The following is a 22,763-nucleotide window of genomic DNA, read 5'->3' as shown; positions in this document are numbered from 1 at the left end:
GTTATTGTTTTAGTTAGGTTGTATCAGAGGAGTAAATTTCGTGGCAAAACGAGTACAGTTTGATGAGAAGGCGCGCTACTCCCTTAAAAAGGGAATGGATACGGTAGCTAACGCGGTCCGCGTAACAATTGGACCCAAGGGGCGCAATGTGGTGCTAGACAAAAAGTTTGGCGCTCCCACAATCACGAACGATGGTGTCAGCATCGCTCGCGAAATTGAGCTACCTGATGCATTTGAGAACATGGGTGCCCAGCTCTTAAAAGAGGCCGCGACCAAGACCAACGACGTCGCCGGTGATGGCACCACCACAGCAACCGTGCTGGCTCATGCGGTCGTCAACGAAGGTTTGAAGAACCTGGCGGCTGGTGCGAACCCGATGATTCTGCGCCGTGGTTTAGAGAAGGGCGTCGAGGCCGTTATCGCCGAGATCAAATCCCAGGCCAAGCCCGTCGAGACCCGCGAAGAGATCGCCCAGGTAGCGGCAATCTCCGCTGGCGATGCCGAGATCGGCAACCTGATCGCCGAAGTGATGGAGAAAGTCGGTAAAGACGGCGTCATCACAGTCGAAGAGGGCCGTGGTATCACCACTGAGAAAGAATACACCGAAGGCATGCAGTTCGACCGTGGCTTCATCTCGCCCTACATGGCGACCAATGCCGAGCACACAGTGGCTGAATTGGCCGATCCCTATATCCTCATCACCGACAAAAAGATCAGCGCCATCGCTGACATCCTGCCCATCCTGGAAGCCGTTCTGCAGACCGGCCGCAAGGACCTGGTAATCATCGGCGAGGACATCGACGGTGAGGCTCTGGCCACCCTGGTTGTCAACAAGATGCGCGGTGCCTTCAACGTCCTGGGCGTCAAGGCTCCGGGCTTCGGTGATCGCCGCGAGGCCATGCTGGAAGATATCGCCATCCTGACCGGTGCCACGGTTATCACCGAGAAGACCGGTCTGAAGCTGGAGAACGCCACGCTGCAGGACCTTGGTACCGCCCGCACCGTCACGGCCAACAAAGAGAACACCACCATTGTTGAGGGTTCCGGTGACCACGCTGCCATCCAGGCCCGCATCGGCCAGATCCGCACGCTCATCAACGAGACCACCAGCGACTACGACCGCGAGAAGCTCCAGGAGCGCCTGGCTAAACTGGCCGGTGGTGTTGGCGTGATCCGCGTTGGTGCCGCCACGGAAGTAGAGATGAAAGAGAAGAAGCACCGCGTTGAGGACGCCCTCTCCGCCACACGTGCCGCCATTGAAGAGGGTATCGTCCCTGGTGGTGGTTCCGTTCTGGTATCGGCCATCTCGGCCCTGGACAATGTGCAGGCCCAGCCTGGTGACGAGGCGACCGGCGTCAACATCCTGCGCCGCGCCCTTGAGGAGCCACTGCGCCAGATCGCGCACAACGCTGGTAAAGACGGCGCCGTCGTCGTAGCCGGTGTGCTCAACAATCCCCGTGGCTATGGCTTCAACGCCCTCACCAACGAATATGTCGACATGGTCAAAGCCGGCATCATCGATCCGGTGAAGGTGACCCGTTCCGCCCTGCAGAACGCCGTCAGCATCGCCAGCATGGTGCTCTCGACCGACACCCTGATCAGCGACATCCCTGAGGAGAATCCCGCAGCCGCTGCTGGTGGCGCCCCAGGCATGGGTGGCATGCCCGGCATGGGCGGCATGGGAATGATGTAATCGCCAGGCGAACATCACCCTGTTACAGTGAACTAATAAAGAAAGCCCCTTCGAACAAGTTGTTCGGAGGGGCTTTCTTTTGCTGGCAATAGCCAATTTTTCCCCAAAATTCGAGGTTGCAACGTCTAATATTACAGACAGTTGTGGCATCCTTTATAAAGGATATAAGCACGGTTATAGGTCCAGAAAAGGGCCGGAAGGCAGGCTAAAGGCTCCCGCAGGTTATGGTAGAATAGCAACTAGTGATTCATCAGTTAACAGTAAAAGACGATGAACATGAGAGGAGATCCGACCACGCCTATTAATTTTCATGCGGAAGAAATCCGCAATACATATGCTACACGCCAGGCGACTGGTACCTGGAAAACACTGATCAATCATATCGTGGAGGTACAGGGTCGCACGGTAGCTGACATCGGCTGTGGTGGTGGTATCTACGCCAAAGCACTGGCCGATATGGGGGCGGCGCACATCACCTGCATCGACTCATCTGATGTTATGATCAGCGACGCCCAGAGTGCCCTGAAGGCGCACAACAACATCAGTTATGTCAAAAGCGATGCCGGGCAGATTCCGGTCGAGGCACAGCAGTTCGACATTGTACTGGAGCGCGCCCTGATTCACCATTTGAAACGCGAAGAGCTCAATGTGAATTTCGCGGAAGCGTTACGTATTCTCAGGCCCGGCGGCATCCTGATCGTACAGGACCGAACACCAGAGGACTGTCTGCTCGCGGGGAGCCAGACCAACATTCGCGGCTACTTCTTCACCCGCTATCCTAAACTGGCGCAGCAAGAGGTTGCTCGCCGTCACGATAACGCGACCGTCATGAGCCTACTACACCAGACCGGTTTCCGCGTGGTTGAGAAACGGCAGCTCTGGGAGACGCGCCAGGTTCACAACAACTTCGCCTCGCTCGAACATGATCTCAAGACACGCACCGGCCGCTCAATCCTGCATGAATTGAACGATGCCGAACTAGATGACCTCTGCCAGTACATCCGCAGGCAGATTGATGGAGATAGCCAGGCCATTGTAGAGCAGGATCGCTGGACGATCTGGAGTGCAATGCGCTAAGCGGCCTCGCTCGTCAGAATCTTTTTCTGACGAACGAGACCGCGCTCGTCTCGCTACGCGAGATTACCTTCCCCAATACCCCTCACCGCCAGCTAAAGATTTTCAATCTCCACCGGCTCAATCGGTTCCGCGAGATCAAAATGGAAGACCTTCGAGTAGAAGTAGAGCTCCGCCTCGAGGGAACGCTTGATATTTTCCGCGCGGCGGAAGCCATGCTGCTCACCCTCAAAGGGTACATAGGCGACTGGCACCTTTTTGGCGCGTAACTCCTCCACCATTAGTTCCGCCTGGCTGGGCGGCACAATCTTATCCTCAAGGCCCTGGAAGAAGATCACTGGACAAGAGAGCCGATCGATATAATTGATGGCCGAGCGCTCATAATAGAGATCCTTACGCTCAGGATAGGGTCCGATCAGACCATAGAGGTAGCGCGACTCGAACTTATGGGTATCATGAACAAAGACGTTCAGGTCGCTGACGCCAAAATGGCTGGCGCCCGCCTTAAAGGCATCGCTGAACGTCAGGGCGCACAGGGTAGTATAGCCACCGGCGCTACCGCCCTGAATAGTCAGGCGATTGCCATCGACCAGCCCACGCTCCACCAGGTACTTCGCGGCGTTCACGCAATCCTCGACATCCACCACGCCCCACTGTCCCTTCAGACGATCGCGATAGGCGCGTCCATAGCCGCTACTGCCACCATAGTTGACATCTACCACCGCGAAGCCACGGCTGGTCCAGAACTGCGTACTCAACTTCAAGGCGGAAGAGGCCGAACTGGTGGGTCCACCATGGCTGATGACCAGCAGCGGAGGCAGTTCCCCTTCGGGCGCCTCATAATCAGCGTTCTTAGGGGCGTAATAGTTAGCATACGCCGTCAGGCCATTTTCGGTGGGGAACTCGATCAATTGGGCATCCGAGATATAGCCGGTATCAACGACGGCTGACTGGGCACGGCGCAATACATTGAGCTTACCGGTGGTGATATCCAGGCGTACGATCGCACCCGTGGAGGTGGCGGAAGAACCCAGGAAAATGGCGTGACTGGCATTGGCACGAATGCTTGAGGCCGAAGAGAACGGCAGCGAAATGGGGGTTAACGCGCCCGAGCGGGTATCCAGGTAGGCCAGGGCGGAGCCCGAGGGACCAGCATGCCAGCAGATGATGCGATCGGCGGACACAAAATCATAGGTAGAGAGCCCGAAGACCCAATGAGGTGTACCGAACTCGGCCTCCATGGGGCAGACCGCCTCCACGCCGCTATCCGTCACCCGGTAAAGATTCCACCAGTTGGTGCGATCCGACACGAAGTACAGCACGCCATCGGGGGACCATGAGGGCTGGAAGATAGACTCCTCAGCGCCGCCGGCCACACGCCGGGCGTTCTCCACGAAACCATTCTCACCCAGATTGGCCACCCACAGCTCACAACCATCCCAGGGCATATTGGGATGATTCCAGGTCAGCCAGCACAGCTGAGAACCATCGGGACTCAAACGGGGAGCGGCATAGAAATCATTGCCTGCCTGTAAGATCTGCAAATCATCTCGCGAACCATCATTGGTATCCCCATTCAGAGGAATGCTGACCAGCATATTGACCGCTTCTCGCCCCGTATTGGTATGATCCTCACAGACGCAGACCAGACGTTGGCGCCGCTGGTCCACTACCATATCAGCATAGCGACGCTCAATAGCAGGCGTGAGCGCCACCGGCTCCGATCCAGGAGTCACGCGATAGAGGCGCTGATCCGAGAAATTAGAAAAATAGAGCGTTCCATCATGCACCACATAATCACCGCCCCCGTATTCATGCACACGGGTACGCGCATTAAACGGCTGCGGAACCAGGTCCCTCAACGTCCCATCGGGCGAGCGGCGCACCACCACATTGCGACCACCCTCAGATGGGCGACCCTCTATCCAATAGATATCATCGCCATCCAGGGCGGTAAGACCAAAGCGAATCGTCTCGCTAACGATCAGATCCGTTGTCACCGGCGATTTCCAGGACCCGTAGGGGGCTACCTTTTTATTAGCCATAATATTCCTTTCCCCGATATTATCAAAAACCGGGCCTACAAGCGCACCCGGTCAAGCAGCATAGTATATATGAAAGTGTCTGACTCATGTCATATTGGGGCACGTGAGCGCCCCCACACGGGCGTCCGCAGGCGCGGCCGCATCAGTTTTTTTATGTTGGTGCATGGAGTGCGCGGATGCGCACTCCATGCACCAACATATATATGGCCCCTATTTCAGGCGCGTAAGCGCGTTGTGATGCTGGCACCTGAGCATCGGTTTGTTTTCCATTATATCATTCATGAGGGGGCATTATCGTGAGGCGAGGAAAAATCGGACGCAAGGTCCGAACTTATGGAGGAAAAAAGGGGGCCGTGCCCGGTAGGCACGGCCCCCTTCGATTATTTCAGGAGGGATTGGGCGGCTTGCTGGATCTGGGGGAGCCAGAAGGGAAGGATGACTCCGGTGACGAGGGTGCCAAGGGCGGCGATGCCGATGGCGACCCAGGACCAGCCTTCTAACTCGTGGGTTGGCTCTTCAGCAGACACAACAGCCGGGCGCGGCGGGGCCGCGACTCTGATGCTGGCAGGTCTCTCGGCTACAGCGGTGGCGCCACGGGTCGAGGAGGCGGAGCGTCGCAGACCTCCTGTCGGAGCCTTTGTGGCGGTCCGAGGCGTGGCCGGGATATGTCCCGGCGTGGCGGGAATAGCCAGAGCAGGGCTCTCCTCACGGCCCTCCATAAACATGGTCCCGATGAAGCGCAGGTAGTAGTAGATACCCAGCACGCTGGCAACGACACCGATGACGAGCAACTCTGGATGTCCTCCAACCAGGGCGGCGTAGAACAGGTAGTATTTGGCAGCGAAACCGGCCATCGGCGGGAAACCGGCCAGGGCCAGCAGGAAGAAGGCCAGCAGGCCAGCCAACCAGGGCCGACGATACCACAGGCCACGCAGATCGGCCGCATCGTAGCCGGTGTTATCGAGACGCTCCAGCAGGGAAACGACACCAAAGGCTCCGATGTTCATAAACAGGTAGCAGCTCAGGTAGAACAGAACGGCCGAAGCGCCGATATGATTCTGCTGACCGGCTCCAGCTCCGCTGACCACGACACCGATCAGGAGATAGCCACCATGCGCGATGCTGGAGTAGGCCAGCAGGCGCTTGATATTGCCCTGTCCCACGGCCATCACGTTGCCCAGCACCACCGTCAGGACGGCGATAGCCCAGACAACCGGCAGCCAGCTGCTCTGCACCGATGAAAGCGCGAACCCGAAGACGCGGATAAATGCCAGCAGGGCGGCGACCTTGGTGCCAACCGACATGAAAGCCGTTACCGGGGCAGGCGCACCCTGATAGACATCGGGGGTCCAGGTCTGGAACGGCACCGCCGACACCTTAAAGGCAAAGCCGACCGTCAGCAGTCCCAGGCCCACCATCAGCAGGATTGGAGCCTGACCATGGGTCTGCGTCATAACATATCTCTGCACATCCACAAAGCTAGTATGGCCGGTGGCGGCATAGATCAGGGCGATACCATAGAGCAGAAAGGCCGAGGCAAACGAGCTGAGCAGGAAGTATTTCATGCCCGACTCCTGCGAGGTCTGGCGCTGATCGATAAAGCCGCACAGGATATAGAGGGCCAGCGAGAACATCTCCAGGCCCACGAAGACGATCAAGAAGCTCAGCGCACCGGCCATCAGCAGCATGCCAGTCATCGACAGCAAGAGCAGGGCGTAATACTCGCCCTGGTGCACCAGGCGCAGACGCTTCAGGTAGGCCGGTGAAAGCAGGATACCCAGCCCACCAGCAACCAGGATAATCAGATCCGCGAACAGGGTTCCAGAATCGGCCCCCAGCATATTATTGAAGACCGAGGTAGGATGGCCTACAAAGAACAGTGTGATCGCGGCGGCCATCGATCCCAGCACACCCAGCAAGGCCACGGCGGGCAGCACCGTAAAGTTAGCGGGACCGCTATGCTTCGATCGCTCTCCCTCATGTGGCAACACCAGATCCACCAGCATCAGCACCAGGGCCATCACCACCAGGACCACAACCGGCGCGATTCCCAACCATTGGTCGGCACTCGCAAAGTATGTAAAAGTCGTCATAGCAAGGTCCCTCTATCTGGCAAAAGCGCTGCTCAACGCCTGCATGGCATTGGCGACCGAAGGATCGATGATCCCGGTCAGGAAAGCAGGCTGCACGCCAATATAAAAGATTAAGACGAGAAGTGGGATCAGGACCCAGAACTCACCCAGGCTAAGGTCGCGTAGCGTACCCTTGCGCAAGGCGGTCCCAACGTGTCCCTCCACCACCGGAGTTCCCCACATCATACTGATGAAGAAGCGCAGCATATACCAGGCGGCCGGCACCACCACCAGGGTGCCCAGGATGCCCAGAGTCATATTCGAACGGAACGCGCCCAGCAGGGATAAAAACTCGCCGGTAAAGCTGTTCAGACCAGGCAGACCAAGCGAGGAGAGCGCGGCGATAAACATGACCACCGCCAGCCAGGGAATACGTCCCGCCAAACCACCGTATTCGCGCAGGCGACGCGTACCCGTACGCGCCTCCAGGAAACCAACGATCAGGAAGAGGCTGGCCGTCGTGATACCATGATTGACCATCTGCAGGACCGAGCCGGTCATACCCTGAGAGTTGAAAGAGAAAAGGCCCAGCATAATCACGCCAAGGTGACTGATACTCGAATAGCCCAGCAGACGCTTGGCATCGGTCTGCACCAGCGCCAGGACCGCGCAGTAGATGATGCCAATCACAGCCAGCGTATTGATCAATGGTGCCAGCGTCTGAATGGCCTGCGGGAAGAGCGGGATGCACAGGCGCAAGAAGCCATAGACACCGGTCTTGGACATGGCTCCGGCCAGCATAGCTGAGACCGGGGCCGGAGCCTCGCTATACGCGTCCGGTAGCCAGCTATGGAAGGGGACCAGCGGCACCTTCACCGCGAAGGCGGCCGCGATAGCCAGCAACAGCCAGAGCTGGATATTACCATCCAACACACCACGACAGGAGGTGGTAGTATTCAACAGTTGAGACATCTCAAGAGTGTAGCCACAGCCGCCACCAGCCGCCAGCTGATGATAATAGCCGACCGCGATAATGCCGACCAGCATCAAAAAGCTGCCAACCGAGGTAAAGATCACAAACTTGAAGGCCGCATAGACGCGGCGATCTCCGCCCCAGCTACCAACCAGGAAATAGGCGGGGATCAGCATCACTTCCCAGAAAATGTAGAAGAGAAACAGATTCGAAGCCAGAAAGACGCCCAGCATACCGCTCTCGAACAGCAGCATAAAGGCCATATAGGTCTTGACCTTCTGCTCAATGCGAAAGGAAGCGCCGATACACACCACCGTCAACAGGGCCGTCAGACAGACCAGCACCAGGCTGATACCATCCATGCCCAGGCTATAGTTAATGCCCAGAGTCGGAAACCACGACCAGCTCTCACGCAAGAACGAAGAGCTAAACAGGCTGATCTGATTCTGTAAGTAGGTCAGCACCAGTGCCAGCACCAGCAGCGCCTCAACCAGCGCCAGTCCCAGCGCCGTGATGCGAACCGCCTGTACCCGCTCACGAGGGAAGAAGAGCAAAGCCAGTCCTCCCAGGAGGGGAAAGAAGATGACCGCCGAAAGAAAGAACATGGCCGCTACCCCCTCACCGCATAATAAACAATAATGACGACAACACCCAGCAGAATGCCCAGCGCATAGTTACGCATATAGCCGGTCTGCACGCGGCGCAGCACAGAACTGGTGCCACGGAACACATTCGAGATGCCACGGCTACCGCCATCGAGGACATCGCCTTCCAGATAGCGCGAAAGGCCACGGCCCACAGCCTGTACGGGTCTGACCAGCACGGCATTCAAAGCCTCATCCACATAATACTTGTGAAAGACCAGCCGATAGAGAGGGCTGGCATTCTCTTTGAAGGCGAAGCCCTTCCCATAGAGACGCCACGCGCCCGCGATACCCAGCAGAGCCACCACCAGGCTAATAATGGTCGAGGTCCATGCCAACCCTACCGAGGGATCAGCAGCACGGTTAGTAACCGCAGGTTGCAAGAAACTGGTCAGCGGAGCCCAGCCGGGGGCGCCGAAGAGGGCCATCGAGCCGATAAAGCCACCGATGACCGAGAGGATGGCCAGGATGATCAACGGGATCGACATCACAGGCTGCACATCGTGGATAGCGTTATAGCGCACCGGACCAGCATGGTGATGTCCAGAAGCCGCAGCCTCTTCTTCCTCAACATCTTCGGACTCGACGGGCGTAGCAGCCACCACGCCGCGATAGTCACCAAAGAAGATACCGAAGAAGAGACGGAACATATAGAAAGCCGTCAGGCCAGCGGTAACGACGCCAACGATCCACAACAGGTAGTACCAGACATTACCGGACGACGTAGCAACGGCCAGCACGGAGGCCAGGATATCATCTTTACTCCAGAAGCCCGCCAGTGGGAAGATACCACTGATGGCCAGGGCCGCGATCAGGAAGGTAATGCCAGTAACGCGCAGACGTCCCCAGAGTCCTCCCATCTTGCGCATATCCTGCTCACCGGCCAGCGCATGGATGACCGCGCCAGCACCCAGGAAGAGCAAAGCTTTAAAGAAGGCATGGGTCACGAGGTGGAAGATGCCACCGCTATAGTTCTGCACGCCCTCGGCCATGAACATATAGCCCAGCTGGCTGATGGTCGAATAGGCCAGCACGCGCTTGATGTCCAGCTGGAACAGGGCGATGGTCGCCGCGTAGAGCGCGGTAGCGCCGCCGATGCCAGCCACCACACCCAGGGCCGCCGGTGACTGATTGAAGATGGGATAAGCGCGGGCCACCAGGTAGACGCCGGCCGTGACCATGGTCGCGGCATGGATCAGCGCGCTGACCGGGGTCGGGCCCTCCATAGCATCCGGCAACCACATATAGAGTGGAAGCTGAGCTGATTTGGCCGCGCAGGCCACGAAGAGCAGCAGCGCGATCGCCGTCGCGCTACCACCGAAGTTATGGCCGAGTGCGCCCGCGTAGTCCAGGCGACCAGCGCCCAGAAAGATCAGGAAGATGGCCAGCATCAGGCCGAAGTCGCCGATCACATTGATCACAAACGCCTTCTGAGCGGCCGCGACCGCCGAGCGACGCTGATACCAGAAACCGATCAGCAAATAAGAAGCCAGGCCTACCAGTCCCCAGCCAACCAGCAGGAACAGGAAATTGTTGGCGATCACCAACGTGACCATGGCAAAGATGAAGAAGTTCAGATAGGCGAAGAAACGCCAGAAACTCTGATCATCGGCCATATAGCCAGCTGAATAGATATGGATCAGCAGGCCAACACCTGTCACCACCAGCAGCATCGTCATCGACAGAGGGTCGAGCCGCGTCCCAAAGTCCAGGGAGAAGGAGCCGGCACCGATCCAGTGATAAACAACCTGGTCGCTGACACGCCGGGCAGCGGGAGTGCCCAGCATGATAAAGAAGTTGACGGCGGAGATGAGGAAAGCCAGACCACAGGCCCCCCAGCCGACCGTCAGGATTGCCGTCCGTGGCATAAACCTGCCCGCCAGGCCCAGGACGATAAATCCGAGCAAGGGGAGCACGAGCACCCATAGACTTAGATTTGTCATAGTTAGCCTCGCATTATGTTCATCTCGTCAACATCGATGTTGCGGCGCTTGCGGTAGATGGAGACGATCAGGGCCAGACCAACCACGACTTCAGCGGCGGCGACCGTCAGCACTAAGAAGACAAACATCTGCCCATCGGCAGAATCGAGAAAATGTGATAGGGCCACAAACGATAGATTGACGGCATTCAGCATCAGTTCAATCGACATAAAGATAATGAGTGGGTTGCGTCGGATGAGGACGCCGATCACTCCGATCGTGAACAATACGGCGCTCATTATCAAATAAGCAGATAATGGCATTGTTCTCTCCTTTTTTCTTTTCGGTGCCGCCTACGGCGGCAAGAAGGGAAAGGAGGTGGGTGGGGGCACAGCCCCCACACCCCCAGTCAAGGGGCTCGCCGCCCCTTGCATCCCCGCTTTTGGTATCACCCACAGCGGTGGTAAGAAGGGAAGAAAGGTGGGTGGGGACACAGCCCCCACACCCCGTAGGTGCCGGGCTTGACCCGGCTTTGGCCTCGCCGCCCATTGCATCCCCGCTTTGGTGCCCCGATTTATATAGTTTTTAATTGGTGCGGCGACCGAAGACGAGGGCGCCGAGAATTGCGACGATGATGAGCAGGCTAGTGATCTCGAAGGGGAATAAGAAGCCATGGAAGAGGGCCATGCCGAAAGCCTGGGTATCCCCATGGAATTTTATTACGGCCTGCGAGAGGCTGTTGTCGGAACTGGCTTTGGCTCCGGCCGTCTGGGCTCCAGTGAAGAGCAGATAGCTCAGGGAGGCGACGAGCACAAGTCCGAGTAAGCCGCCAACGATGCGCTGCCAGGGTAGGCGATCCTGCAGATCGGATTCGTTCTGATCGGGTGCCAGCATGGTGACGACGAATAGGAAGAGAACCATGATAGCGCCGGCATAAATGAGTATCTGGACGACCGCGATGAACATAGCCTGCAGTTGCAAGTAAAATAGTGCCAGGAACAGCAGCGTGAGGATCAAGCTCAAAGCGCTGTGGACGGCATTTTTGAAGGCGATGACGCCGATTGCCGTGGCAACCGTGGCGACCGCCAGCACAATAAACGATACGATTTCAAATGTCATATCATTTTCACAGCTTTCTTCTATCCTCATCCTGCTCTTCGTTGACGAGAAGGTTGGGGCGTTCGACTTCGATGTTGCCGAGTCCGACGGCGGCGGAACTGGCGCGCGAGCCGTCGAAGACGTGCGATTCTTGCGGGATAGGCTGCGCGGCGTGTTCGGGCGCGGGCTCAGCCCAGACATTGTTGGAGCCGATGGTGGATTCCCCCTTTGGCTCTAGCAGCTGCTCTTTGTGATAGACCAGGTCTTCGGGATAATACGAGGCCAGCTCATATTTCTGCTCCAGCGTAATGGCTCCCGTGGGACAGGCGGCCTGGCAATAACCACAGAAGATGCAGCGCAGCATGTTGACGTCAAAGACGCGGGCGTAGCGTTCGCCGGGGGAGACGCGCTGCTCATCCGTGTTCTCGTCCGCCTCGATATAGATGGCATCGGCGGGACAAGCGCCGGCGCAGAGATAGCAGCCGACGCAGCGCTCCATGCCATTGTCGTAGCGATGCAGCACGTGGCGACCACGGAAACGAGCGGGCAGTTGGCGCTCCTCCTCAGGATAAGAGACGGTAGTAGGCTTGCGACCAATATTCTTCAGGGTTGTGGCCATGCCTTTGACGATATCAAAAGACATTACATTCACTCCTTATACCCGCATAGGGGTTGAATCGGATGCCTCCGGGGCGGACTCGGCGGTCTCAGCAACAGGAGAGGCAGGCTTCTCAAAACGTGCCAATCGAACCGAGGTTGGTAGAACCCGAACCCCCTTGCTCGGCTCCTCTTCAAAACGTGTGCCTTCTTTAATGCTCTGGCGGCGAATGACAAACAGCATAATAGCGATCACGATCAGTCCACCGACACCACTGACGACCCAGCTCCAGTGAAGGGCGACCGCGAAGGCAGTGATAATAATGTTGAGAACAGACAAAGGCAAGAGCGCCTGCCAGCCAAAGCGCATCAGGCGATCATAGCGGATGCGCGGCAGGGTGGCACGGAGCCAGATGAACAGGAACAGGAAAAAGGCGACCTTGATGACAAAGATGACGATCGAGAGCACCGGAATACCATCGGTCAGACCGAAGAAGCTCCAGCCGCCCAGGAAGAGGGTGGAGGCGATCGAACTGACGGTGATCATATTGATGTACTCGGCCATCTGGTAGAGGCTCCAGCGCAGGCCGCTATATTCGGTCAGGTAGCCGGCCGTCAATTCCTGCTCGGCCTCTGGCAGATCGAAGGGGGCACGGTTCACCTCAGCCACACCGGCGATGAGGTAGATCACAAAGCCGAGCGGCTGCGCGAACAGGAACCAGATACCCATATCGAGCTGACGATGGACGATATCGACCATGCTCAGAGAGCCGGCCCACATCAGCACACCACTCAATGCCAGACCCAGACTCGTTTCATAAGAAACCATCTGGGCGGCGCTACGCAGAGCGCCTAGCAGTGAATAGCGGTTACCCGAGGCCCAACCACCGAGCACGATGCCGTAGACCGCCAGCGAAGAGATAGCCAGAATCCACAGGATACCAACATTGATATCGCCGATAAAGGGGTCCCAGACGCTATGCACATTGGCTTTGCCGCTCCAGTTATTACCGATCGGCACGACCGCGAAGGCGCACAGCGCCACCACCACCGAGATCACCGGAGCGACCAGGTAGATAGCTTTCCTGGCCTGTGATGGCACGATCTGTTCTTTAAAGGCCATCTTCAGCGCATCGGCCACTGGCTGAAACAGACCCAGCGGACCGGCACGATTTGGACCCAGGCGACCCTGAATTTTAGCCACCACGCGCCGCTCAATCAGCGTCATGTAGGCAAAGGCGGTCAGAAGGACGAAAATCAAGATCGCGCCCTTCACGATCGTCGCCACAACCAGGGCCACAGTGGGATCATTCATGAAATCAAACATGAGCAACCTCCTGCTCCTGCACAATGCGGACGCCCTGAGCTCCCAGATCCTCCCAGCTCAGACCGGCATAGAAAGGATTATTATCAGCAATTTCCAGCAGCACATCACGCGGGCTGGCGTAGGTCCAGGTCTCGCCCAGCGCGGCGGCCAGTCCTACCAGGATCTCCCAGTCAGCCTTAGCGCCCGGCAGAGGACGCAGTGCGCGCCGGATGGCCTGCACATGGTGGTCCACGTTGGTCATACTGCCATCTTTTTCAGCGAAGGAAACGGCGGGAAGGACCACGTCAGCCTGCTGAGCAGTTTCGGTCAGCAACAGTTCCTGGACCACCAGCAGTTCCAGCGAAGATGGCAGCTTGCCATCTGGCAGATGGCGGGCCGGATTGGCACCCATCACCAGCAGTGCCTTCACCTGCGAACCGCTCAGGATCTCATCATAGGTCAGACCCGGCTCGTCAACCGTCCGATAGCCTGGTAGGGCATCAGGGAGCAAACCCATGTCGCGGGCGCCAAGGGAATTGGCGTCCTCAAACAGGGGGCCAACACCGGCCCCGGGCCGATCCAGTTGTTTAGTCAGGACCGCCAGCAGTTGCGCATTAGCCGCCAGACTCTCGTTGCCAGGCACATGGGTAGCCATCTCATCATATAGAATGACGGCGCCCTTCGCGTTCAACAACTCATCGGCCAGTTCCTGGAGTCCAGTCGTCACCTTTGCTCCAAAAGAATCCTCAACCGCCCGAATCGCCTGGTCCTCGCGCTTAATGCTATCGCGCACATCTTCATGGCCGCTCAGATCCAGCTCAGCATTGTTCAGCAGCTGCTTCAGCATCACCTTCACAGCCATAGCCTCAGAGCCCTGCGGCACAGTCAGCTTCAAGGCCGCCAGGCGATCCAGCTCGGTATCCGCCGAGTTGATGACGATAATCTTCGCGCCATTACGCAGAGCCTTCTTGATGCGCAGATTAAGGATCGGCTGGCGCTGATAGGGATCGGAAGCGATCAGCACCACGTGGGAGGCCTTCTCTATATCGACGATGCTGTTGGTCATCGCCCACGGACGACCTGTCAGTTGATCGCGCGCGCCAGGGAAAGATCCATGATAGTGATCCACATTTCTGGTACCGATCACATCGCGCAGCAGTTTCTGGAAGAGGTACGCCTCCTCATTGGTGGTACGTGTCGAGCCGATGCCAGCCACCGCCTGCTTACCATGCTGTGACACGATCTCTTTCAAGCGCCGAGCGATAAATAACCATGCCTCATCCCAGCTGGCCTTCGTCAGCTGACCATTGCGACGAATGAGAGGTGTACGCAGGCGCTGCGGGCTATTGACATACTCAAACTCCCAGCGACCACGGTTACACAGCCAGCCATCATCGATGGCATCATTGTTGCGTGACATCAAGCGCATCACGCGATCCACGCGGCTATCGATGCGAGCATTACAGCCAACGCTACAGTTATTGCAGACGCTGGGCGTACGCTTGAGCTCCCATGGTCGCGCCTTAAAGCGGTAGGTCGAGGCCGTCAACGCGCCAACGGGACAGATCTCGGTGGTGTTACCCGAAAAGACCGAATCGAAGGCGTGACCGGGGGCCGTACCCACTTCCATGCGATAGCCACGGGAGATCATCACCAGACCATTGTCCATCGAGATCTCTGAGCTAAAGCGCGTACAGCGCTGGCAGAGGATGCAGCGCTCGCGATCAAGCAGCACATCGTCGCTGACCGGGATCGGCTTCTCGTAGTGGCGCTTATGCAGATCGAAGCGCGTATTGCCGGGACCATGACGCAGCGTAAAATCCTGCAGATCGCACTCGCCGGCCTTATCGCAGATCGGGCAATCCAGCGGATGGTTCAGCAACAGGAACTCCAGGGTGCCCCGGCGCGCCTTCAGCACCTTCTCGGTCTTTGTATGCACCACCATGCCCTCGGCCACCGGGGTCGTACATGAGGTTTGTGGAGGCTTCGGCATCTTCTCGATCTCCACAAAGCACATACGACAGGCGCCCAGCGGCGGCATCTTCTGATGGTAGCAATAAATAGGAATCTCAATTCCCGCCTTTTGAGCGGCCGCCCACACCAGAGTTCCCGGAGGAACTTCTACAGGGATGCCATCAATGGTGAGATGTACAAGCTCTTCTTTTTTCTCTTCTTCTGGCATGTCAGAATTTCCTCTATTCTAGCGTGTTCCAGCAGGCTGGGCCGCCTCGGTGGTATGACTCTTCTTACTGCCGGGTCCGGTCATGCAGCAACCGTGGGTGACGTGATATTCAAACTCCGCACGGAACTGGCGAATACCACTGGTAATCGAACTGGTAGCCGCGTCGCCCAGCGGGCAAAACGACTTGCCGGCCAGGTTATCGCAGATATCCAGCAGCAGATCCACGTCCCTCATCTCGCCATGACCATGTTCCAGACGCTCAAGGATCTCAGTCAGCCAGAAGGTACCCTCACGACAGGGGGTACACTTGCCGCAGGACTCATCGCGATAGAACTCGGTCATGCGCAGGATAGCGCCCACGATGCAGGTAGCATCCGAAATAACGATCACGCCGCCCGAACCCAGCATCGAGCCAGCCGCCGCGATCGACTCATAGTCCAGAGGCGTATCTACTTTATCTGGAGACAGGATAAAGGTCGAAGAGCCACCTGGAATGATCGCCTTCAACTCGCGATCATCCAGGATGCCGCCGCCATACTTCTCATCGTAGATCAAGGTGCTCAGCGGAATACCCAGCGGCAACTCATAATTGCCCGGCTTCTTCACCTGTCCGCTCAGGCAGAAGATACGCGTCCCCTTACTCTTCTCAGTACCGAAGGAGGCGTAGTAATCGGCGCCATTCTCGATGATGGCTGGAACCGTCGCCAGCGTCTCGCAGTTATTGATAACCGTCGGGCCACCATACAGACCCACCACAGCCGGGAAAGGAGGCTTCAAGCGAGGATAGCCACGGCGACCCTCCAGGGACTCCATCAAAGCGCTCTCTTCACCACAAATATAGGCGCCCGCGCCACGATGCACAATCACATCCAGGCTAAAGTCGCTGCCCAGAATATTCTTACCCAGCAGTCCAGCCGCGTAGGCCTCCTCGACCGCCTTCTCAACCTGGCGGCCCGCCTTAACCAGTTCGCCACGCACATAGATAAAGGCGGTATGAACCTTACAGGCATAGCTAGTAATGATAACCCCTTCAACCAGGCGATGAGGAATCTGCTCCATGATCACCCGGTCCTTACAGGTCCCCGGCTCGCTCTCGTCGCAGTTACAACACAGGTAGCGGGGCCGATCATTTTTGGCCAGAAAGCTCCACTTCATGCCAGTTGGGAAACCGGCGCCCCCGCGACCACGCAGACCCGAGGTTTTGATGGCATCGACCAGTTCGTCTGGCTGATAGTTGCGCAGCGCCTTCGCCAAAGCCTCGTAGCCGCCATGCTGCCGATAGACATCAAGCTTATCTATACCCGGGACATCAAGATTCTTAGTAATGATTAGTTCTGGCATACAGTATTACATCCTTTGTATGGAAGTATGGATGTGCCATCCGGCGGTTACCTTTTCCTCTCTCGCCGCCTGCGGCGGCGAGAGAGGAGAGAAAAAGAGAGCGGGGACACCCCGCACCCCGGCAGGGAGGACCCTGCACCCCTGTAGGTGCCGGGCTTGCCCCGGCTTTGGGGCTAGTCACCCCTTGCATCCCCACTCTCCTTTAGTCGAGGGAGAAGATGTTTGATGAGTCAATTCCCACACCCCGTAGGTGCCGGGCTTGCCCCGGCTTTGCATCTCCACTCTCTTTTAGTATTGCTTCTTGTTGCAAAAGTGTGCGATGCACACTTTTGCAACAAGAATAAAAAAGGGCCAGGACGCGGATGCGCCCGCCCGCCAGGGGGCACGTTAAATTCAAGCAAAGACTCTCTTTGAGCGCTTCTTATACAGTTTTTGCAATACCAAGTTCTTGATCTAATGCATCGATGAGTGCGTCGGCACTTTCTCGGGTAACATTTTCGTAGAATTCGCCATTGACCTGTAAAGCAGGTGCAGAGCTACAGGATGCAATACATTCGACCGTATTCAGGGTATAGTTGCCATCGGACGTGGTCTCGCCACGCTTGATACCCAGACGCTGCTCCAGGTGCTCGACCAGCGCATCACAGTTGCGCAGGTAGCAAGAGATGCTGGTGCAGACATTGATCACCTTTTTACCCTGCGGCCTCTGATAGTACATGGTGTAGAAAGTGGCGATACTCTCTACATCATCCACGGTCATATTAATCGCCTCGGCGACCGCCCGCAATCCTTCGTCGGTAATATAGCCTTCTTCCTGCTGAGCGATATGTAAGGAAGGCATCACCGCCGAACGGGCTACGGGATAGCGGGAAGCCAGTTCCCGCATGCGTTGTTTGGCCTGCTCAGAAATCATCGATCCACTTCTCCTAGCACGATATCGATACTGCCGATGCCAGCCACCACGTCCGCCAGGAAGCTTCCTTCGAGCATGCGTGGTAGGACCTGCAGATTCGCGAAGGACGCGCCGCGCAAATGCATGCGATAGGGTTTAGGGCCGCCATCACTGACAATATAGAACGCGATCTCTCCCTTGGGAGACTCGGTCCGCACGAACGCCTCACCCTTCGGGGGACGATAGCCCTCGGTAAAGAGCTTGAAGTGGTGGATCAGCGCCTCCATACTACCGGTAATCTGCCACTTGGGCGGCGGCGTAATCTTGGGATTATTGACACGGTGAGGACCGGTGGGCAGACCATCGAGAGCCTGATTAATAATCTTGAGGCTCTGCTCCATCTCAAGCATGCGTACCATATAGCGATCGTACACATCACCATTAGATCCGACCGGGATATCAAAATCAAACTGTTCATAGCCTGAATACGGAAAGACCTTACGGATATCCCAGAGGATGCCGCTACCACGCAGGACGGGGCCGCTAGCTCCATAGGCCAGAGCATCTTCCTGGCTGAGAACGCAGATATTCTTCGTGCGCTCAAGCCAGAGCTGGTTGTTGGATAGCAGATCGTGATATTCCTGCAAACGGTCCGGGAAGGACGACGTAAAGGCACGCACCGTCTTCTCAAACTGCGGCGGCAGATCGGCCTGGAGTCCACCGGGGCAGATGAAACTGGTCATCATACGCACGCCCGAGATCAGCTCGAACACATCCAGGATCATCTCGCGTTCGCGGAAACAATAGAGGAACATACTCATCGCGCCCAGATCGAGCGCATGGGTTCCCAGCCAGACCAGGTGGCTTGAAATACGCTGCAGTTCAGCCAGAATTACTCGTGTATACTTGATCTTATCGTTAATCTGATCCTCAATCCCCAGCAAGTTTTCAACTGACAGCGAATAGGCCAGATTATTGTTCAAGGGAGTCAGATAGTCCATGCGATCGGTCAGGACCAGGGCCTGGTGATAGCTCTTCGACTCGGCCGTCTTCTCGATGCCGGTATGTAAGAAACCAATATCGGGGACTGCCTTGATGACCGTCTCGCCCTCGATCGTCAGGAGCAAGCGCAACACCCCATGGGTACTGGGATGCTGAGGACCCATATTGATGGTCATCGTATCGGAACGTTGACCATTCTCCAGCTGATGACTATCCTCAATGGTATAGGTATTTTCAATCTCTTGCTGCTTCATAGGTCATCCTCTACGCTTTCCATTCTGGCGCGCCTGCCCATTGGGAGAAAGAGAGGTATCAGAACCGTTGCGACTGGCATCGGGGGACAAGGTACCAGGCTCCTGAGAAGGATTCAACTGATCGCGGTTCTCATTGAGTTCGCGGCCCTCAGGGGTACGCAAGGTTTGCTGATAATACTCGCCCACCCCAGGATCGATATCATAGGGAACCTGGCCGCCCCAGTGAGGTTCGGGCAAATCAAAGCCGGAAAGAGGATAATCTTTGCGCAGCGGATGAGTTGTCCAATCAGGCGGCATTAGCAAGCGACGCAAATCGGGATGATCGGTAAAAATGATACCAAATAGATCGAAGACTTCGCGTTCATACCAGTTAGCACCCGGCCAGATGCCGGTCACTGATGGGACCGCGGGATGATCTTCACGGCGCAGGCCGACCCGCACCTTCAGACGCAAAAAGCACTGATGGGGTAAAGAGAGAAGATGATAGACGACATCGAAACGAGGGACGCGTTCCGGCCAATCGACCGCCGTCACGGTTTCCAGGAAATTATACTCGAGCTCCTTTTTCAGATAAGCGCACACCTCCACCAGAGCTTCTGGTTTCAGTACAATTGTCTGCTCATCTTGAAACTCGACGACTTCCACGATTGCCTGCGGGAACTTACGCTGCACCGTCTCGACCGTCGATGCTGCTGTTATGACCATACGATTAAGCATTCCTTCAACGTGTGCAAAACACCAGTATGCCGACACCACTGTCGTAAATTGTAATCAGTCCTCAAAAAAGAGCGAACAGCAAAATGACAGATTAGCCTTCAAGGGATTTGACCAAGCACCAGCACCACATCCCTCACAACCCTAACCCAAAACATCATCGTTCGCTCAGAAGTATCCGTTATGAAAAGGCAACCAGGGGCATCAATTCAATTCAATGCGTTGAACAGGAAGACGACCCCACTAGAAACGACATCAACAAGAAACTATTATGCTTCGTCCTGTACGGGGCCGGCCAACTTCAACCCGCTATCCTTCAGTGGATCGGGAGGATTTGGAATGCCCTCGCGAATCTTACGCTGCAGTTCATTAAAGCCAAAGAGCAGCATATCAGGTGTCGGGGGACAGCCAGGAACGAACACATCCACCGGCACAATTTTATCCACGCCCTGCACGATCGCGTAATTATTGAACACGCCACCGCAGGAGGCGCAGGCGCCCATCGAGATAACCCATTTCGGCTCAGGCATCTGATCATAGATCTGGCGCAAAACAGGTGCCATCTTAATTGAACAACGGCCGGCCACGATCATCAGATCGGCCTGCCGGGGAGAGGCACGAAAGACTTCAGCCCCGAAACGCGACATATCGAAGCGACTGCCTTGAGCAGACATCATCTCGATAGCGCAACATGCCAGGCCGAAGGTCACCGGCCAGAGGGAGGAACTACGCCCCCAACCGAGCACCTTGCTCACCTGTGTGGTTAAAATACCGAAGCCCCCATCCTTTTCATGCATGGGCAGGTCGTGGCGCAGCCGGGGTGTCTGGGTATTCGAGTAAGTCTGTACCGGCTCCCAGGGATTTTTTACTCCCATGTAAAGGCTCCCTTCCGCCAAACATAGACATATCCCACCATCAAGACCACCAAAAAGACAAGTAATTCGATCAATCCGAATAATTGCAACTGATTAAGCAGGATGGCGAGAGGATAAAAAGAAACAATCTCAATATCGAATGCGATAAAAAGCATGCCCGTCAGAAGATACTTCACCGGAAACCGTCGTTTCGGTGCCGCGATCTCTTGAATACCGCATTCGTAGGGGGCCAACTTCTCCGGCGAAGGCTTTTTAGGCCCAAGGATACCGGTGACCGCCATCACCAGGAGGCCGAAGAGGACAGCTATCGTTACATAAATGAAAACGGGGAGTGCTGTTCCCATAGACGCGGGACCCTTCATTTCTAATCTAAAAAAATATACACGTATAGACACACGTTATGCGCGTCCAGGGTACATTTTCTTAAAATATACACGTATAGACACACATTACGAGGTGTCCAAAGTACACTTCCTCATTTGGTATCGTAGCATAGAGGAGGTGATAAAGTCAAACTCTAAGGGCATTCAAAGGTGCTCTATACAGAATATGTGTGGAACTCCACCATATAAGTATGGTTATATTTTTGCGCATGGAATGCTTGGATGCCAGGTGCCGCCTGACGGCGGCACCTGAAGAAGAGAGAGATTTCGGGGACACCCCGAACCCCGGCAGGAGGGCCTCGCCGGCCCTCCTGCACCTCCCGCTCCATAGGTTCGGCCCTTGCGGCCGATTTTCTCTGCACCTCCCGCTTTTGGTTATAGATATTGTTGGAAGAGGGCGTAGTCGGTGATCAGGGCGAGGAGGGGTGGGTTGGTGATGGTCCAGAGGGGGAGGGTGTAGAGTTCCTGGTGGGTGTCGCCGCATTTGATGATGATGTCGTGTTCGCCGATGCCGAAGCTGGCAATCTGATCCCAGGGGAGGAAGCGGGCTGCATCGTTAAGAAAGACGCCGGTACGATTGAGAGCGAGGGCTCCAAACGAGAGGGTTTCGCCGGCAGCATAAAGGGCAAGCTGGGGCGACTGGGGATATTGGCTGAGAATTGGTGAGGATTCGGCCAGGGGGACACGTGCCTGCTTGGTGGCGTGTTCGATAATTCCTTTGAGGACCCAGACGTTGGGCAGGCCAGAAAGGCTGAGGGCGACCCAGGGCTGGCTATCACCGTAACCGTAGATGCTGAGGGTGGTATCATCCAGGCTCAGGCGTTCGTATTCGGACCAGGGCAGGCGGTAGCGGCCCTGCTGCAGAGAGAGGCCCATAGGTGATACTTCGAGCTGGCCAAAGGCGAGGGAGGATTCAGCTTCGTATTTTGCTAAAGCCTGGGGCAACAGGTATCGGCTCACCTCGCGTTCCATGAAACCGCCCAGGCGATCCAGGTGCGGCAGGTCGCTATCGAGCATAAACGCGGTCCCATCCGAGCGCAATAGACGATAGTAGGCCAGCGACAGAGAGCCATGATCTACCTTCAGCGTCTTTTCCAGCTGCACGATGTCTTGCCAGCGAATTACATCACAGCTATAGCGCTGATAGATCAGGCCTTTGGGACACAAGAAGACGCGCAGAGAAGGGATCAGCAGGGCAGGCACCAGCATCCAGAGGCCGATCAGGAACCAGGCCAGGCCAATGCCCAGCACCATCCAGGACTGCCAGAGGGGCCACCAGCTAAAGATCTGATCATAGAACGTCACATAAGCGCCTACAATCAGCGCGCTGACGATAAAGGCCAGGGGACTCAAGAAGAGTGATAGGCGCGACGAGCCGCGAGGATCATAAACGATGCGAGGAATGCCAAGCTGGTATGCATGTGCGCATGCTTGGATCTTGCGAGGTATTTGCTTTTCAGATGTCAGGCGCATAAGTAGGCTCCGTTATCTTCATCGTACCAGCGGCGCTTCCATACGTGCCAACAATCGTATTGAATTGGACAAGCAATTGATCATGGCGGCTCTCTAATGTAATTAACAGTTATTATATATCAAAATACGGGAAATGGTCCCGTATTTTGATGATCTTTAACTGTCAATCAGGCGGAACATCCCTCTTGTATTCCCGCCTGCGGCGGGAATACAAGAGGGAGAA

At 56.4% G+C, this 22,763-nt stretch carries 18 protein-coding genes; 2 read left to right on the top strand and 16 right to left on the bottom strand.

What is annotated here, in order from left to right:
* Window positions 1-40 precede the first annotated feature (40 nt).
* On the top strand, window positions 41-1,693 hold the full coding sequence (gene groL, locus KTT_RS10925) for a chaperonin GroEL (protein ID WP_126596006.1): 1,653 nt from the start codon (window positions 41-43) through the stop codon (window positions 1,691-1,693).
* Window positions 1,694-1,969: 276 nt separating this feature from the next.
* Entirely contained in the window at window positions 1,970-2,770 is an 801-nt protein-coding gene (locus KTT_RS10920; protein ID WP_126596005.1) for a class I SAM-dependent methyltransferase, read from the top strand.
* A gap of 92 nt (window positions 2,771-2,862) precedes the next feature.
* On the opposite strand, the gene KTT_RS10915 is transcribed toward KTT_RS10920, so the two are convergent.
* The 16 genes from KTT_RS10915 to KTT_RS10840 form a co-directional block, all read right to left on the bottom strand.
* Entirely contained in the window at window positions 2,863-4,812 is a 1,950-nt protein-coding gene (locus KTT_RS10915) for a S9 family peptidase (RefSeq protein WP_126596004.1), read from the bottom strand.
* A gap of 380 nt (window positions 4,813-5,192) precedes the next feature.
* Complete coding sequence (locus KTT_RS10910; protein WP_126596003.1) at window positions 5,193-6,905, bottom strand: NADH-quinone oxidoreductase subunit N; 1,713 nt, start codon at window positions 6,903-6,905, stop codon at window positions 5,193-5,195.
* 12 nt (window positions 6,906-6,917) lie between these two features.
* Window positions 6,918-8,462, bottom strand: coding sequence for a complex I subunit 4 family protein (locus KTT_RS10905; protein WP_126596002.1), 1,545 nt, complete (start codon window positions 8,460-8,462; stop codon window positions 6,918-6,920).
* Between the two features lie 5 nt (window positions 8,463-8,467).
* Window positions 8,468-10,444, bottom strand: a complete 1,977-nt coding sequence (gene nuoL / locus KTT_RS10900) for an NADH-quinone oxidoreductase subunit L (RefSeq protein ID WP_126596001.1) — start codon at window positions 10,442-10,444, stop codon at window positions 8,468-8,470.
* 2 nt (window positions 10,445-10,446) lie between these two features.
* A complete protein-coding gene (nuoK, locus tag KTT_RS10895) occupies window positions 10,447-10,746 on the bottom strand; it encodes an NADH-quinone oxidoreductase subunit NuoK (protein WP_126596000.1) in 300 nt (99 codons plus the stop codon).
* Window positions 10,747-11,008: 262 nt separating this feature from the next.
* Window positions 11,009-11,542 (bottom strand): NADH-quinone oxidoreductase subunit J family protein, encoded by a 534-nt coding sequence (locus tag KTT_RS10890; RefSeq protein WP_160145794.1) that lies wholly within the window; start codon window positions 11,540-11,542, stop codon window positions 11,009-11,011.
* Window positions 11,543-11,549: 7 nt separating this feature from the next.
* Window positions 11,550-12,164 (bottom strand): NADH-quinone oxidoreductase subunit NuoI, encoded by a 615-nt coding sequence (gene nuoI, locus KTT_RS10885; RefSeq protein ID WP_126595998.1) that lies wholly within the window; start codon window positions 12,162-12,164, stop codon window positions 11,550-11,552.
* 12 nt (window positions 12,165-12,176) lie between these two features.
* Window positions 12,177-13,445, bottom strand: coding sequence for an NADH-quinone oxidoreductase subunit NuoH (nuoH, locus tag KTT_RS10880; protein WP_126595997.1), 1,269 nt, complete (start codon window positions 13,443-13,445; stop codon window positions 12,177-12,179).
* The gene (nuoG, locus tag KTT_RS10875) at window positions 13,438-15,606 is read right to left on the bottom strand and encodes an NADH-quinone oxidoreductase subunit NuoG (RefSeq protein WP_126595996.1); all 2,169 of its coding nucleotides are present in this window, start codon (window positions 15,604-15,606) and stop codon (window positions 13,438-13,440) included. Before nuoG ends, nuoH begins: the two co-directional genes overlap by 8 nt.
* A gap of 18 nt (window positions 15,607-15,624) precedes the next feature.
* On the bottom strand, window positions 15,625-16,947 hold the full coding sequence (gene nuoF / locus KTT_RS10870) for an NADH-quinone oxidoreductase subunit NuoF (protein WP_126595995.1): 1,323 nt from the start codon (window positions 16,945-16,947) through the stop codon (window positions 15,625-15,627).
* A gap of 421 nt (window positions 16,948-17,368) precedes the next feature.
* Window positions 17,369-17,860 carry an NADH-quinone oxidoreductase subunit NuoE gene (gene nuoE / locus KTT_RS10865; RefSeq protein ID WP_126595994.1) on the bottom strand — a complete coding sequence of 164 codons (492 nt, stop codon included), beginning with the start codon at window positions 17,858-17,860 and terminating at the stop codon, window positions 17,369-17,371.
* Window positions 17,857-19,017, bottom strand: a complete 1,161-nt coding sequence (gene nuoD, locus KTT_RS10860; RefSeq protein ID WP_371864897.1) for an NADH dehydrogenase (quinone) subunit D — start codon at window positions 19,015-19,017, stop codon at window positions 17,857-17,859. Before nuoD ends, nuoE begins: the two co-directional genes overlap by 4 nt.
* 81 nt (window positions 19,018-19,098) lie before the next feature.
* Window positions 19,099-19,800: an NADH-quinone oxidoreductase subunit C gene (locus tag KTT_RS10855; protein ID WP_126595992.1), complete on the bottom strand. Its 702-nt coding sequence runs from the start codon at window positions 19,798-19,800 to the stop codon at window positions 19,099-19,101.
* A gap of 278 nt (window positions 19,801-20,078) precedes the next feature.
* Window positions 20,079-20,606: an NADH-quinone oxidoreductase subunit B gene (locus KTT_RS10850; protein ID WP_371864896.1), complete on the bottom strand. Its 528-nt coding sequence runs from the start codon at window positions 20,604-20,606 to the stop codon at window positions 20,079-20,081.
* A gap of 68 nt (window positions 20,607-20,674) precedes the next feature.
* Entirely contained in the window at window positions 20,675-21,028 is a 354-nt protein-coding gene (locus tag KTT_RS10845; RefSeq protein WP_126595990.1) for an NADH-quinone oxidoreductase subunit A, read from the bottom strand.
* Window positions 21,029-21,442: 414 nt separating this feature from the next.
* Complete coding sequence (locus KTT_RS10840; protein WP_126595989.1) at window positions 21,443-22,540, bottom strand: DUF6585 family protein; 1,098 nt, start codon at window positions 22,538-22,540, stop codon at window positions 21,443-21,445.
* Window positions 22,541-22,763: the final 223 nt, after the last annotated feature.

It is taken from the genome of Dictyobacter aurantiacus, from assembly GCF_003967515.1.
In the GTDB taxonomy this organism is placed as follows: Bacteria; Chloroflexota; Ktedonobacteria; order Ktedonobacterales; family Ktedonobacteraceae; genus Dictyobacter; species Dictyobacter aurantiacus.
Note: the sequence above shows the minus strand (reverse complement) of the source record. Positions and strands in the feature narration are given on the sequence as shown.

Excerpts from the sequence above, each read along its gene's own strand:
- KTT_RS10920 (WP_126596005.1), top strand. The coding sequence starts at position 1,970 with ATGAGAGGAGATCCGACCACGCCTATTAATTTTCATGCGGAAGAAATC.
- KTT_RS10915 (WP_126596004.1), bottom strand. The coding sequence starts at position 4,812 with ATGGCTAATAAAAAGGTAGCCCCCTACGGGTCCTGGAAATCGCCGGTG.
- KTT_RS10910 (WP_126596003.1), bottom strand. The coding sequence starts at position 6,905 with ATGACGACTTTTACATACTTTGCGAGTGCCGACCAATGGTTGGGAATC.
- KTT_RS10905 (WP_126596002.1), bottom strand. The coding sequence starts at position 8,462 with ATGTTCTTTCTTTCGGCGGTCATCTTCTTTCCCCTCCTGGGAGGACTG.
- nuoL (WP_126596001.1), bottom strand. The coding sequence starts at position 10,444 with ATGACAAATCTAAGTCTATGGGTGCTCGTGCTCCCCTTGCTCGGATTT.
- nuoK (WP_126596000.1), bottom strand. The coding sequence starts at position 10,746 with ATGCCATTATCTGCTTATTTGATAATGAGCGCCGTATTGTTCACGATC.
- KTT_RS10890 (WP_160145794.1), bottom strand. The coding sequence starts at position 11,542 with ATGACATTTGAAATCGTATCGTTTATTGTGCTGGCGGTCGCCACGGTT.
- nuoI (WP_126595998.1), bottom strand. The coding sequence starts at position 12,164 with ATGTCTTTTGATATCGTCAAAGGCATGGCCACAACCCTGAAGAATATT.
- nuoH (WP_126595997.1), bottom strand. The coding sequence starts at position 13,445 with ATGTTTGATTTCATGAATGATCCCACTGTGGCCCTGGTTGTGGCGACG.
- nuoG (WP_126595996.1), bottom strand. The coding sequence starts at position 15,606 with ATGCCAGAAGAAGAGAAAAAAGAAGAGCTTGTACATCTCACCATTGAT.
- nuoF (WP_126595995.1), bottom strand. The coding sequence starts at position 16,947 with ATGCCAGAACTAATCATTACTAAGAATCTTGATGTCCCGGGTATAGAT.
- nuoE (WP_126595994.1), bottom strand. The coding sequence starts at position 17,860 with ATGATTTCTGAGCAGGCCAAACAACGCATGCGGGAACTGGCTTCCCGC.
- nuoD (WP_371864897.1), bottom strand. The coding sequence starts at position 19,017 with ATGACCATCAATATGGGTCCTCAGCATCCCAGTACCCATGGGGTGTTG.
- KTT_RS10855 (WP_126595992.1), bottom strand. The coding sequence starts at position 19,800 with ATGGTCATAACAGCAGCATCGACGGTCGAGACGGTGCAGCGTAAGTTC.
- KTT_RS10850 (WP_371864896.1), bottom strand. The coding sequence starts at position 20,606 with ATGCATGAAAAGGATGGGGGCTTCGGTATTTTAACCACACAGGTGAGC.
- KTT_RS10845 (WP_126595990.1), bottom strand. The coding sequence starts at position 21,028 with ATGGGAACAGCACTCCCCGTTTTCATTTATGTAACGATAGCTGTCCTC.
- KTT_RS10840 (WP_126595989.1), bottom strand. The coding sequence starts at position 22,540 with ATGCGCCTGACATCTGAAAAGCAAATACCTCGCAAGATCCAAGCATGC.